The sequence below is a fragment of the Butyrivibrio sp. AE3009 genome (assembly GCF_000420845.1).
In the GTDB taxonomy this organism is placed as follows: Bacteria; Bacillota; Clostridia; order Lachnospirales; family Lachnospiraceae; genus Butyrivibrio.
The window spans coordinates 1-11,693 of sequence record NZ_ATVS01000004.1 but is presented as its reverse complement, the minus strand read 5'-3'; the positions used below and the strand labels follow the sequence as shown (position 1 = coordinate 11,693).

General features: G+C 45.6%; 13 protein-coding genes, 1 tRNA gene and 1 rRNA gene. All 15 read left to right on the top strand.

Going from position 1 to position 11,693, the window contains the following annotated elements; all coding sequences use genetic code 11:
• Positions 1-3 precede the first annotated feature (3 nt).
• The gene (locus G588_RS18975) at positions 4-693 is read left to right on the top strand and encodes a type II secretion system F family protein (RefSeq protein ID WP_155830729.1); all 690 of its coding nucleotides are present in this window, start codon (positions 4-6) and stop codon (positions 691-693) included.
• Between the two features lie 38 nt (positions 694-731).
• Complete coding sequence (locus tag G588_RS0103180) at positions 732-2,198, top strand: type II secretion system F family protein (RefSeq protein WP_022777314.1); 1,467 nt, start codon at positions 732-734, stop codon at positions 2,196-2,198.
• A gap of 36 nt (positions 2,199-2,234) precedes the next feature.
• Positions 2,235-2,453 carry a Flp1 family type IVb pilin gene (locus G588_RS18970; RefSeq protein ID WP_022777313.1) on the top strand — a complete coding sequence of 73 codons (219 nt, stop codon included), beginning with the start codon at positions 2,235-2,237 and terminating at the stop codon, positions 2,451-2,453.
• Positions 2,398-3,873, top strand: coding sequence for a DUF5702 domain-containing protein (locus G588_RS0103170; RefSeq protein ID WP_196804933.1), 1,476 nt, complete (start codon positions 2,398-2,400; stop codon positions 3,871-3,873). Before G588_RS18970 ends, G588_RS0103170 begins: the two co-directional genes overlap by 56 nt.
• Positions 3,863-4,795 carry a TadE/TadG family type IV pilus assembly protein gene (locus G588_RS0103165; protein ID WP_022777311.1) on the top strand — a complete coding sequence of 311 codons (933 nt, stop codon included), beginning with the start codon at positions 3,863-3,865 and terminating at the stop codon, positions 4,793-4,795. Before G588_RS0103170 ends, G588_RS0103165 begins: the two co-directional genes overlap by 11 nt.
• A 12-nt stretch (positions 4,796-4,807) precedes the next feature.
• Positions 4,808-5,254 (top strand): hypothetical protein, encoded by a 447-nt coding sequence (locus G588_RS0103160; protein ID WP_022777310.1) that lies wholly within the window; start codon positions 4,808-4,810, stop codon positions 5,252-5,254.
• Positions 5,241-5,693, top strand: coding sequence for a hypothetical protein (locus G588_RS0103155; protein WP_022777309.1), 453 nt, complete (start codon positions 5,241-5,243; stop codon positions 5,691-5,693). The genes G588_RS0103160 and G588_RS0103155 overlap by 14 nt, the downstream gene beginning before the upstream one ends.
• The gene (locus tag G588_RS0103150) at positions 5,690-7,108 is read left to right on the top strand and encodes a DUF6382 domain-containing protein (protein WP_022777308.1); all 1,419 of its coding nucleotides are present in this window, start codon (positions 5,690-5,692) and stop codon (positions 7,106-7,108) included. The genes G588_RS0103155 and G588_RS0103150 overlap by 4 nt, the downstream gene beginning before the upstream one ends.
• Before the next feature lie 39 nt (positions 7,109-7,147).
• Positions 7,148-8,161, top strand: coding sequence for an SCP2 sterol-binding domain-containing protein (locus tag G588_RS0103145; RefSeq protein ID WP_022777307.1), 1,014 nt, complete (start codon positions 7,148-7,150; stop codon positions 8,159-8,161).
• A 21-nt stretch (positions 8,162-8,182) separates the two neighbouring features.
• Positions 8,183-8,815, top strand: a complete 633-nt coding sequence (locus G588_RS18965; protein ID WP_022777306.1) for a rhomboid family intramembrane serine protease — start codon at positions 8,183-8,185, stop codon at positions 8,813-8,815.
• On the top strand, positions 8,815-9,222 hold the full coding sequence (locus G588_RS0103135) for an HIT family protein (protein WP_022777305.1): 408 nt from the start codon (positions 8,815-8,817) through the stop codon (positions 9,220-9,222). The genes G588_RS18965 and G588_RS0103135 overlap by 1 nt, the downstream gene beginning before the upstream one ends.
• A 9-nt stretch (positions 9,223-9,231) precedes the next feature.
• The gene (locus G588_RS0103130) at positions 9,232-10,074 is read left to right on the top strand and encodes a fumarate hydratase (protein WP_022777304.1); all 843 of its coding nucleotides are present in this window, start codon (positions 9,232-9,234) and stop codon (positions 10,072-10,074) included.
• Positions 10,075-10,114: 40 nt separating this feature from the next.
• Positions 10,115-10,672, top strand: coding sequence for a Fe-S-containing hydro-lyase (locus tag G588_RS0103125; RefSeq protein WP_022777303.1), 558 nt, complete (start codon positions 10,115-10,117; stop codon positions 10,670-10,672).
• 125 nt (positions 10,673-10,797) lie between these two features.
• Positions 10,798-10,885, top strand: a tRNA-Ser gene (locus G588_RS0103120).
• Positions 10,886-11,476: 591 nt separating this feature from the next.
• A 16S ribosomal RNA gene (locus G588_RS0103115) occupies positions 11,477-11,693 on the top strand; the annotation flags it as partial.

Genomic DNA, 11,693 nt, shown 5'->3' with positions numbered 1-11,693 from the left:
GATGTGATCCGCGGGATTATTATAGCGATACTGTTCGGAAGGCTCTTTTACGATTCCTGGACTGCAGTTATCTTTGTATCGCCGGTTATTCTGATATGGGTTTTTCTGCAGAGAAAAAGGCGAAGGGAAAGGGACATCAGGCTTGTGGGAATACAGTTCAAGGATGCTATGCAATCGGTGGCGACAGCCATGAAGGCAGGATATTCCGTCGAAAATGCCTTCTTGGAGGCAGGAAAAGACATGGAACTACTCTATGGCAAAAAGAGTCTTATCTGTATGTATTTGCAAAAAATCTATAAGGGAATTAAGAACAACATTCCTATAGAAAAACTTCTGTATTCCTTTGGAGAGGAGTCCGGAAATACTGACATTCAGGACTTTGCTCAGGTTTTTGCCGTAGCCAAAAGAAACGGCGGGGATATGACAAGGACTATAGAAAGGACAATTGGAATAATCGCCTCCAAGGTTGAAGTTGAGAAAGAAATCGAGGTTCTCATAAGTGCCAAGAGAATGGAGGCCAGGATCATGAATATAGTGCCCTTCTTCATAATCATCTATGTGAGCATTACCAGCAGGGACTTCTTTACTCCGCTGTATCACAATCTTTTCGGAATCATGGCAATGTCTGTGTGCATGGTCATTTACGTGGCCGCATATCTTATGTCGGAGAATATCGTGAACATCAAAGCCTAAAATATCTGGCGATTCAATGTAAAAAAGGAAAGCTAAAAATGATCATTTTTTTATATGGAGCGGTGCCTCTTATATTCCTTGTCCTCTATCTGATGGCGAGAAAGCTTCCTTTGCCTGAGGGCATGGAAGAAACGGGAATCAGCCGCGAACTTCTGAAAATAGCAATGCTGTTTTACGGGAGACTAAGAAAAAACAAGGGCTTATTGTTTCTCATGCCGGAGGCGGTAAGAACTAACTTAAAGCAGCTTAATAACCCCGGGGATTTTGAAAATCTCCAGACTCAGTACTACATCCGTAAGATCAGCCTTGTGATAGTTCTTCTGAATGTGGGGTGCATCCTGGCAATGCTGATGCATCTGAATATTCTTTTTTCCTCGCATATCAATGAGGATGGGCAGCTGATCAGAAGAAGCTACGGGGAAGGTGCTTATGATGCGGAGCTTATCGCAGAAAGCCCTGACGGAGAGGTGATCGGAGAATTTAATCTTCCTGTTGAGGAGCGAAGATATACAGAAGCGGAGACTAAGAGGCTATTTGAAGATGCCTGCGAAGCGCTTCCGGAGGCAATTCTCGGCAGTAATACATCCCTGGATGACGTCACGGAAGATCTTGATCTCATAGAGGAGCTTGAGGGTTATCCATTCGACATAGCCTGGACCGTAAGTGACTATGAAGTCATGCACTACGACGGAAGTCTTGTCAAAGAGGCAATCCCGCAGGAGGGCAGAGTTGTGATGCTGACCGCCGACTACAGCTATGGGGATGTCATCTACCGGCAGGTACTTTATGCAAATGTCAGACCAAGGATACTTACCCCCTACGAAATGCTGATCAAGTCCATTGATGAGAAACTTAGGGACGCAGAAGAGGAGTCCCCCTATGAAGAGAGCATAACTCTTCCGGGCAAATACCAGGATACCGAGATTGTGTGGAAGGAAAAAACTGAGGATAACAGCCTGATTCTTCTGGTTCTGATGCTTGTTTTATCAGTATTTTCATACATAGCAAAGGACAGGGAACTGGCGAAAAGTGTTCAGGACAGGTCTAAAGCTCTTTTATCCGAATATCCGCAGTTTGTCTCCAAGATAGTTCTGTATCTTGGCGCCGGAATGACAATGCGAGGCGTCTTTGAATTGCAGGCAAGAACTTATCAGAAAAAGCGAAGGGCCAGAGCGCCCAAGAGCTATCTCTATGAGGAAATACTAAGGTCCGTAAGAGAGCTTGCAGGAGGACTTCCCGAGGCAAAAGTTTACGAAAGACTGGGCCAAAGATGCGGAAGTCAGCAGTATTCAAGGCTATGCACACTTCTTTCGCAGAATCTTAAAAAAGGAAACAACGAGCTATTATCAATTCTTAGAAACGAGGCTGACAAAGCCTTCTCGGACAGATTGGATCTGGTCAGAAAAGAAGGCGAGGAAGCAGGAACCAAGTTACTGATGCCCATGGTGCTGATGCTTCTTATCGTGATGGTGATCATCATGATCCCGGCGTACATGGCATTTTAATAAATTAGCGCAGCAAGCGCACAAGGAGGAAAAATTATGAACGAACTTATTTTAAGAACAAGAGCATTTGGGGCGGGAGCCTTAAGGAGAATGAAGGATTTCTGGGAGGATGAGGACGGAATGGGAACCGTTGAGGTAATCCTTATCATCGTGGTACTCATCGGACTTGTAATCGTATTCAAAAAGGAGATCTCCGGAATTGTTGAAAGCGTCTTTAAAACAATCAAAGCAGACACCAAAGTCATCACCGGCTGATGGGTACCTGACTGTATTTTTGTCGCTGACCATAATGATAATCCTGTCACTTATTCTGGCTCTCTATCAGGGAGCCAGGGTAGGGGCTGTGAAGATGAAGACGGAATGCGTGGCGGACATTGCCATGAATTCCTGCCTGGCGGAATACAGTAGGGCTCTGTATGAGCAGTATGGCCTTTTGATGGTGGATATGGCCTACGGAACAGGCACCGGATCGGTTCAGAATCTTGAGGAACATCTAAGGTTCTATGCAGATAAAAACTTTGAGAGAACTACCTGGGGCAAGGTCACGGGAGCGGATACAATGCTTGGCATGAATTGTAAGGAAGCCAAAGTGACCGGTTTTTCCCTTGCCAGTGACAACAACGGAGCGGTGCTTAACAGGCAGATACTGGCCTATATGGAATCAGAGCCCGTGGAGGGGCTGCTCTCGGATGTACTAAAAAACATGGGAGAACTGACAGGACACGGACTTGATTCAACAGATGTCGAAGCAATGGCAGCAGCTAACCAGGCCGAGCTGGATAAAGTTATCCCACCGGTCATTATCAACGACAAAGGGAAGGAGGAAGAGATACCCATAGGTAACCCTGCGGATGCTGTCAATTCTCAGAAGAGTCTCGGCCCCTTAGCGCTTGCGATTCCGGATAAGAACAAGATCTCAACGGCAGCAGTTAATCTTTCTTCCTATGCATCCCACAGAGGGCTGGGCCATGGCACCGGCCTGGATGAAAGTGCTCCTAATGCTGCTAAGAAGCTTCTTCTTGAGCAGTATTACTACGAAAAATGCAGCCGCTACGGGGCAGAGCTCGAGAAGTCCCTTCTTAAATATCAGCTGGAGTACATGATCTACGGCAAAGAAAGCGACTATGAGAATCTTAAGAGCATGGCCTACACACTTCTTTTCTGGCGAGAGGCCTCCAATATGCTGTATCTTTTCACCAATCAGGCCAAGGTGGGACAGGCTGAGCTTCTTGCGGACACTCTTGCCATTCTTTTATACATGCCGGATCTTCGGGAAACCCTCAAATACTCAATACTTTTTGCCTGGACCTTCGCGGAGTCCATATCGGACCTTAACATTCTGTTCAGCGGGGGGAGAGTACCTCTTTTAAAAAGCGACAAGACCTGGAGGCTTAGTATCGTGGATATGCTTCTGTTCAGAAACTTTCTAAACGGGGGCGATCTGGGAGAGGGGCTGTATTACCGGGATTATTTAAGAATCAAATTGTTTATGACAGATTCCGGAGAGAAAACAAAAAGGCTCATGGATATAATTGAGATGGATGTCAGGAAAACCGCCGGCAATTCAGCATTCAGAATAGATCACTGCGTAGACATATTCAGAGCGGAGATCACTGTGGGAACGAAATACGGCTATGAGGCAAAGGTGGACAAAATATACGGATATGAAGAATAAGAGAAATATATGTAAGGCTTTGGCAGTGACGGAGGCAGCTAAGGGCACTTCCGACAAAGACAAAAAAATAATGAATGAAAGAGCGCATTTCCGGACGATCGAGCATATAAAGGGAGTGTTCTTATCTGCATCCATCACCGTGGAAGCCTCGATAGTACTGCCTTTATTCATATTCTTTTTTGTGAATATAATGACTGCCTTTAACATAATCAAGGTGCAGTCGGACCTGGAGGCCGCTCTTCATCAGACAGGGAGCGATATTGCGGCAATAGCCTATGACCTTAATGCAGGCAAAAATCTGCTTAACATCGACGGTGAAACCGGTGCTTCTGATGTGATCGCCTCAGGGGGATACACGCTTTATGCCGCCCACAGAGTCAGACAGTATCTGGGAGACAGTGTGAATAAGAGCTGTGTGACAGACAAAGCTGCGGGACTTAGTTTTTTATCCTCAAGAATTATGTCGGGCAATGATTATGTGGATATAGTCGTTGATTACAAGGTCCATCCCCTGATTCCGGTAATTGGATTCAAGGAATTCAAGGTGCAGTCGAGATACTTTGGACATGCCTGGACCGGTTACGATATCTCCGGAGGAACTCTTTCCGCCAAGGTGGGAGAGGAGATGGTGTTTGTAACCGAACATGGCACTGTGTATCACAGAGATGCCGGCTGCAGTCACCTTAAGATAGATGTAAAGAGCATTCCCTATAACAGCCTGTCCTCAGCAAGAAATAAAGACGGCTCCATTTATTACCCCTGCGAATACTGTGGTAGCAATGTGGGTGGTGGCAATGTGTTCGTTACGGATTACGGAAACAGATATCACAGCAGCGTTAGCTGCCAGGGATTAAAAAGAAAAATATACACGATTCCCATCTCGGAAGTAGGCGGCAGAAGCCCCTGCAGCACCTGTGGGTGACAGGAGGAAAATATGATCTTTGTTGATGCTTTTTTAAAAACTGCGCTGATTGCAACACTGGTTCTTGCTGCACTTGGCGACATAAGGAAAAAAGAAGTCACTGCTATGATGATAATAATGTGCGGCATCATAGCGGCTGCCGATGCCGGATTAATGCTGCTTATGCACTCTGCTACGCTTCCATACATCGCTCTGTCGCTGATTCCGGGAATTGTGATGCTGCTGATTTCCAGGGTGACCGGGCAGGGACTTGGCTATGGGGATGGACTGATCGCCCTTTGTGCAGCACCTGCCCTGGGAATTCAGAAGACTGCCTTCGGACTTATACTGGCGGTCTTCCTGGCAGGAATATTATCTCTGTTTCTTTTGGTGTTCGGAAAGGCCAAGGGTAAGACAAGGCTTCCTTTTATTCCCTTCATGGCAGTTGGAATGGGGGTGATGGTGCTTGCGAAGATATAAGGCATATATGACATTGGAAGCTTCTCTGATAATCCCCATGGTTATCTGCGTTATTGTGATGCTGATATGGGGAAGCTATTACATGTACAACAGAGCTATATTAAGTCAGGACTGCTATGTTCTCGCCTTCAGAGCCAGTGTCAGAGCAGATGCAAAGAAAAAGATGGCGCCCTCTGAGTATGTTTCCAAGAGCTCAGCCGAACAGGCGGGTGCCAAATATTTTGGTTCTACAAAGCCCACTTTTTCCGCAGCCCAATCCGGCAAAGAGGTGAAAGTAACCGGCGAAACCGGGATACGTACAAATGCCATGGGCAAGTATTTTCTCAAGATTGGAACCGGCTGGGAGCTTAAGGCTACCCTGAAGGCCAAAATAAGAAACGACCCCAAACATGTAAGGAGAGTCAAAAGACTTATGGATATAGGAGGCAAATTGCCATGAATTACAAGTATTACCGAGACCTTAAGCACAATTATCTGGTGGTAAAAAATGAAGAACAGAGCCTTAGGGAAAACGAATATCAGATGAAGATCCTTGAAAGCGGAAGGCTGTCGGGACTTCTTCCCTGTGATGTAAGGAACGTGAACGGAGAGCAGTACCTTTATTATGATATGGGTTCAATGCAGAGCCTCCGTGACAGATATACCTCAAGGGGAATGAATCGTGCCCAGCAGCTGCAGCTTTTTTCAGATATGAAGGAAATGCTGGAGGGGCTGTCGGAATATCTGCTGGGAGAAGAGGGAGTGGTCTTTGATATCGACAGTATGTTTGTGGATATGTCGACTTCAAGGCACAGCTTCATGTTTTGCCCGGTCGCAGCGAAAGAATCCGGCTTCGAGACTTTTGCTGAACAGCTTCTTGATCTGACAAGTTCCGAGGATGACGAAGCTGCAACAGCCATATATGAGCTGTGCGAATACGCATCAGGGCGAGGCGCAATGACGATGGAGGGAATCGAGAAACTATTGAAAAATAGTGAGAAAACTACTGCAGCGACTCCGACACCTGCATCTGTGAGCATCCAGGACCCCGAACCGTTTTTGTATGAGGGTGACAGAGAAGCCATGGAGGATGAGGAGGATGAAGATCAGGAGGAAGAAAGCAGAGGCTTTTTTGCAATAAGAAAGCATGACAACTTAGGGCTTAAGAGAGCCGATAAGAGGCTTGCAGCCAAAGTTCAGCTGCTGTTTGCAATTCTTTTTACAGCTATACTTGCCGCCATGGTGTATATCAGGATGAACTTCGTTCTTACACAGCAGGAAAACTACATGTCAATGGGCGTGATGGCAGTGTCTGTTATATGCGGCGCGATGTGTCTTGTAAGTGGCCTGCGTGGAATTAAAGGAAAAATAGAACCGACCTCGGCAATGGGCAGAGCCCAAGAAATGATTTCGGAAGAATTGGAAGAACCTGAAGAAGACGAGTACGACTACGATTATGAGGAGCCTGTCACACCGGGTTTTTATAAAACTCCGCTTAAAATAACGGCGGCAGGCAATAGCGAAGATGGCTCAGACAACAGGACAATCGTGCTTGATATGGACAATGAACCGAAAGGAGAGCTAAGTCTCTACAGCAGGAACCTGGATAAGACTGTAAGAATAGCGCTGAATAGACTGCCTCTGACCATAGGCAAGATGGAGGGCTGCGTCGACAAAGTAATCAAGGATATGAGCGTATCCAGGATACATTGCAGGATAGTTCGGGACGAGGACAGCGGGCGCCTTGCGCTCATCGATCTTAACTCCACCAACGGAACCTTCAAGAACGGTCTTCGCCTTCAACCCAGGGAAAAGAACTATATAGATGAGGGGGACGAGGTGAGAATAGGCAGAATTTGCTTCGACTGCAGGTAAATTATGATATAATAGCCTTAGTTAGTTGGAGGGAAGTTCATGAAGATCAATATCTATTATGGCGGCAGGGGAATTATAGATGATCCCACGCTTCAAGTAATCTCACAGATAACCACCGTTTTACAGGAACTGAATGTTAAGGTACAGCAGTACAATCTTTACGAGCAGAGGAACGGCATAACTGCGCTTCCCGGAACTCTCAAGGATGCAGACGGAATCATTCTTGCATCAACTGTTGAGTGGTTTGGTGTCGGAGGCTATATGATGCAGTTTCTTGATTCCTGCTGGCTATATGGCGACAAGAACAGAATCAGGGAAATATACATGGCTCCGGTTGTTATGAGTACTACGCACGGCGAGCGCGAAGGAATGATGAGCCTCACCGCAGCCTGGGAGATGCTTGGAGGACTTACCTGCGACGGTATCTGCGGCTACATAGCTGACACAACCAAGCTTGAGACCAGCAATGAATATATCAAGATCATTGAGAAGAAGACAGAGAACATCTATAGGACAATTAATCAGAAGATGGCTGTTTTCCCTACCAGCAATCAGGTTGTTATCAACAAGGTTGCCGTTGCAAAGGGCATTGATCTTACACCTCAGGAGTCGGAGCAGCTCTCAGAATATGCTTCCGACGATAAATATGTCAAAAAACAGAAGGAAGATCTTCAGGAACTGGCCAGCATCTTCAGAGACAAGATGGGTCAGGAGGATGCAAGCACCGGCAGCATTGATGAATATATCAAAAAGCTTGACAGAACCTTTACTCCGGTATCGGGAATCCGCTCCAGATACAAGGTTCTTTTCCAGGATAATCCTAAGCTTGGTCCACTTATCATCGATGTCGATAACGCCAAGTGCGATTGCAGACAAGGTGATGATGATGTCTGTGACGTTATAATCACAACAGATCAGAAGGTGTTTGAAGATATCCTGGAGGGACGACTTACCTTCCAGAGAGCCTTTATGGCCGGCAATATCAAGATGAAAGGCGACTTTAAGCTTTTGAGGAGCATGGATCAGCTCTTTGATCTCATGCAGACAGACTAAAGCCTGAAGGGATATTGACGTATGAATAACAGAGGTTCTGACATTTTCACCAACCTTATCGGAAATGCATTTGTTACACTTTTTCTGGTGGGGCTAAACGTCCTTGTATTTCTCTTTGGAATCATAATCGGAGAGGAAGTCATCTATAACAAAGGAGCTATGGTCACTTACAAGGTCCTTATGGACGGTGAGTTCTATCGTATCTTTACCGCAATATTTATCCACGCAGGTATTGAGCATCTGGTTAATAATATGCTGATGCTGATCTCCGTGGGAGCTATAGTTGAGCAGTACACAGGGCATGGATTCTACATTATTATGTATCTGATATCCGGTATTGCCGGCAATCTCTTGTCCATGGCATATGAGATCCGTCACAATCTGAACTGGGTTTCTGTGGGCGCCAGCGGTGCTATCATGGGCGTTGTGGGATTCCTGGTAATCTGGCTCGTTGTAAACAGGCGCATGTTTAAAAAGAACAAGAACCTTATCATCAGACTGGGACTGTTGGGACTGTTTATAGTCCAGGCCTGCTTTTTCCAGGCAGGGGCCAATACCCAGGCTCATCTTGGAGGTCTTTTGACAGGCGTTGTTCTTGGAATCATTAATATAGTGCTTTTCAAAAACAGAAAGAATATGGAGGGAATTGCATAATGGACGGCTGTATTTTTTGTAAGATAGCAAGCGGAGAGATTCCGTCAAACACAATATATGAGGATGACGATTTCAGGGTTATTCTAGATCTGGGACCTGCCACCAAGGGACATGCTCTTGTGCTTCCCAAGGCTCATTACGCAGATCTTTTTGAAATACCCGAGGAGACCCTTGCAGGAGCTGCTGCAGTTGGCAAGAAGGTTGCCGCAACTATGAAGAAGACCCTTGGCTGCGATGGGCTTAATCTTGTGCAGAACAATGGAGAGGCAGCAGGACAGACAGTTATGCACTTCCATCTTCATGTTATTCCCAGATACAAGAATGACGGGCAGCATATCCTTTGGAAGCCCACATCTCCTACACCCGAGGAGCTTGTTGCAATCAGGGATGAAATATTGAAAGGCTGATAACACAAAATGCGAGAAGTAGATGTTAAGGATATAACTCAGGCAGTCAGAGATATGTGCATAGATGCCAATTATGAGCTTTCTTCAGATATGAAGAAGGCTCTTTGTGATGCACAGGGCAAAGAAGAATCAGACCTTGGCAAAAAGATCTTTTCCCAGCTTCAGGAGAATCTGAAAATTGCTGAAGAAGACAAGATCCCGATTTGCCAGGATACAGGTATGGCGGTTTTCTTCATTAAGATAGGACAGGATGTTCATTTTGTCGGAGGCAATCTTACCGACGCTGTCAATGAAGGCGTAAGACAGGGATATACGCAAGGGTATCTTCGCAAATCCGTTGTTGGGGATCCGCTTATCAGGAAGAATACCGGAGACAATACCCCTGCGGTCGTGCACTATGACATCGTACCCGGGGACAAAGTGCAGATTACCTGTGCACCCAAGGGCTTTGGAAGCGAGAATATGAGTAGAGTGTTCATGCTCAAACCCGCCGACGGCGAAGAGGGTGTCAAGGATGCCATAGTACAGGCTGTAAAGGATGCCGGACCTAATGCCTGCCCGCCTATGGTTGTTGGCGTTGGAGTTGGCGGCACCTTTGAGAAGTGCGCCGAGATGGCCAAAGAGGCCCTGACCAGACCTGTAGGACACCACTCTGATATAGAATATGTTAAGAATATGGAAGAGGAAGTGTTATCTCGAATTAACAAGCTTGGAATAGGTCCTGCCGGACTTGGCGGACGTATCACCGCTCTTGCTGTTAATATCAATACCTATGCCACTCATATTGCAGGACTTCCTGTTGCGATTAATATCTGTTGTCATGTAAACAGGCATGTGACCAGAGTTATCTGATCTACTACATTACATATTATTAGATAGTAAGAGGTTTATAATGGAAAGAGAGATTCTTGCTCCTATAGATAAGAATACAGCATCGCAGCTAAGGGCCGGAGATATGGTATATATATCCGGAACCATATATACTGCCAGGGATGCTGCACACAAAAGAATGGATGAAGCACTGCAAAGGGGAGATGATCTTCCTATAGATATGGAGGGAAATCTCATATACTATATGGGACCTTCGCCTGCAAGAGAGGGGCGCCCCATAGGCTCAGCCGGACCCACAACTGCCAGCCGAATGGACAAGTATGCTCCAAGGCTCCTTGATCTTGGCCTTGGCGGAATGATAGGTAAGGGCAAGAGATCTCGGGCTGTCATAGATGCCATCATAAGGAACGGATCGGTATACATGGCTGCCATAGGCGGCGCAGGAGCGCTTCTATCCAAAGCAATAGTGGAATCGGAAGTAGTTGCTTATGATGATCTGGGGACAGAAGCAATCAGGAAGCTTAAGGTTGAGAGGTTCCCCGCTATAGTGGTAATCGACTGTCAGGGCAATAACCTTTATGAGTATGCAATCCGCGAATTCAACAATGAAGAAGTCTGATTCAATTACTTTGAATAAAACAATTGACAAAGCCGTCAGTGCTTTGTATAATTATTTTTGCGTCTGATGATTTGACCAAAGACGCATGAATTCACAACCGCATATTGGTAGAGGGATTCAGACATGGAGAAATACTCAAGTGGCTGAAGAGGCGCCCCTGCTAAGGGTGTAGACCGTTAACGCGGTGCGCGGGTTCAAATCCCGCTTTCTCCGTTTAGCACATAACTCCTGAGGACTTAGGTCCTCGGGAGTTTTTTGTTGCTGTGACTTATTGGAAAATGAAATTATTGGATGCTCGGAGAACTTGATCCATAGATATTAAGTATGGACTTTTCTTCTATAATAGTGCGTATGATTTAGAAACAATTTATAAATTAAGTGTAAAGCTTCCGGATAAAACCACTATAAATAGTAGGAATGATCGAGTCCTTCTCCAAGATTTTGTAGTGTTTTAATTTTATAAAAAATTTCCCAAAAAAGGTGTTGCATTTGATATTGTGCTTTGCTATAATAACTTTTGCCCGCTTGTGAGAGGGGCAAGAAACCGCAGAATAAAGCGATTTCTAAAATGGCTTCAAAAAACTTTTTAAAAAACTTCAAAAAAGTTGTTGACAAAGATTTGAAACCATGATATCCTAAATGAGTTGCGGCTGAGAGCTGCAGCGACAAGTACCTTGACAAATAAACAGTAATGCAACCCTGAAAAATTCCAAGAGAATTATTCAGAATTAACAAACCAAAAGTAATAACGGACAGAACATTAAAGCCAAGCTTTTAGTTCTGGCCGGATTGAACAAAACATTTAAACGTGAGAGTTCGATCCTGGCTCAGGATGAACGCTGGCGGCGTGCCTAACACATGCAAGTCGAACGGACTTAAGACGCTGATGAGGCTTCGGCGGATTCTTGTTTTAAGTTAGTGGCGGACGGGTGAGTAACGCGTGGGCAACCTGCCTCATACTGGGGGATAGCAGTTGGAAACGACTGATAATACCGCATAAGCGCACAGAGTCGCATGACTC

Coding starts and splice junctions, on each gene's coding strand:
- G588_RS0103180 (WP_022777314.1), top strand. CDS start 732: ATGATCATTTTTTTATATGGAGCGGTGCCTCTTATATTCCTTGTCCTC.
- G588_RS18970 (WP_022777313.1), top strand. CDS start 2,235: ATGAACGAACTTATTTTAAGAACAAGAGCATTTGGGGCGGGAGCCTTA.
- G588_RS0103165 (WP_022777311.1), top strand. CDS start 3,863: ATGAAGAATAAGAGAAATATATGTAAGGCTTTGGCAGTGACGGAGGCA.
- G588_RS0103160 (WP_022777310.1), top strand. CDS start 4,808: ATGATCTTTGTTGATGCTTTTTTAAAAACTGCGCTGATTGCAACACTG.
- G588_RS0103150 (WP_022777308.1), top strand. CDS start 5,690: ATGAATTACAAGTATTACCGAGACCTTAAGCACAATTATCTGGTGGTA.
- G588_RS0103145 (WP_022777307.1), top strand. CDS start 7,148: ATGAAGATCAATATCTATTATGGCGGCAGGGGAATTATAGATGATCCC.
- G588_RS18965 (WP_022777306.1), top strand. CDS start 8,183: ATGAATAACAGAGGTTCTGACATTTTCACCAACCTTATCGGAAATGCA.
- G588_RS0103135 (WP_022777305.1), top strand. CDS start 8,815: ATGGACGGCTGTATTTTTTGTAAGATAGCAAGCGGAGAGATTCCGTCA.
- G588_RS0103130 (WP_022777304.1), top strand. CDS start 9,232: ATGCGAGAAGTAGATGTTAAGGATATAACTCAGGCAGTCAGAGATATG.
- G588_RS0103125 (WP_022777303.1), top strand. CDS start 10,115: ATGGAAAGAGAGATTCTTGCTCCTATAGATAAGAATACAGCATCGCAG.